The following is an 857-nucleotide window of genomic DNA, read 5'->3' on the forward strand; positions in this document are numbered from 1 at the left end:
CCCACCACGATCATCGTCCCGACGCGGACCACGATCATCGCGGCGGACGCCACCACGGTCGTCGTCTCGGCGCGGACCACGGTCGTCACGACGGTCATCGCGGCGGAACCCACCACGATCATCGTCCCGACGCGGACCACGATCATCGCGCGGGAAGCGACCTCCGCGGCTGTCGTCACGTCGGTCGTCGCGACGGCCGTAACCGCGGTCGTCCCGGGGGAAGGTGCCCCGTTCACCACTGCGGTCGTCACGGCGGAAACCGCTTGCACGGTTGTCGTCCCTACGGTCGTCACGACGGCCGTATCCACCGCGGCTGTCGTCCCGACGCGGCCCGCCTCGGTAACCGCCCCGGTCGCCGCCACCACCGTCCCGGCGACGCGGCTCGCGCTCCGGACGATCGTCGGAGGAGTTGGTGGACATCGGCATGGCTCCTGTCATCGGGTACCGCATTCATTCTCGCGCAGCCGGCCATCCGACGCGCTTCGGGGAAAATCAAGGAAAAACAAAAGGACCCGTGGGCCCAGCTGAACGCTGGGACCACGGGTCCTGAAAGATTGTTCGGCGGCGTCCTACTCTCCCACAGGGTCCCCCCTGCAGTACCATCGGCGCTGAAAGGCTTAGCTTCCGGGTTCGGAATGTAACCGGGCGTTTCCCTAACGCTATGACCACCGAAACCCTATCGGGTTCGAGCGAACAAGCACACTCTTCAATTAAGTAAGTGAATCTGGTTCGACCGGTGCGACTGTTCGCAACCCGGGAACCACACAGTGGACGCGAGCAACTGAGGACAAGCCCTCGGCCTATTAGTACCAGTCAGCTCCACCCGTTACCGGGCTTCCACATCTGGCCTATCAACC

2 rRNA genes and 1 pseudogene are annotated in these 857 nt (G+C 64.5%); all 3 read right to left on the reverse strand.

What is annotated here, in order from left to right:
* Positions 1 to 251 (reverse strand): annotated as a pseudogene (locus tag ABT078_RS29810) (hypothetical protein); the annotation flags it as partial.
* 305 nt (positions 252 to 556) lie between these two features.
* Positions 557 to 673: ribosomal RNA gene (rrf, locus tag ABT078_RS29815) — 5S ribosomal RNA — on the reverse strand.
* Between the two features lie 110 nt (positions 674 to 783).
* Positions 784 to 857: ribosomal RNA gene (locus tag ABT078_RS29820) — 23S ribosomal RNA — on the reverse strand; the annotation flags it as partial.

Source organism: Streptomyces sp. NPDC002133 (assembly GCF_040296405.1).
GTDB lineage: Bacteria > Actinomycetota > Actinomycetes > Streptomycetales > Streptomycetaceae > Streptomyces.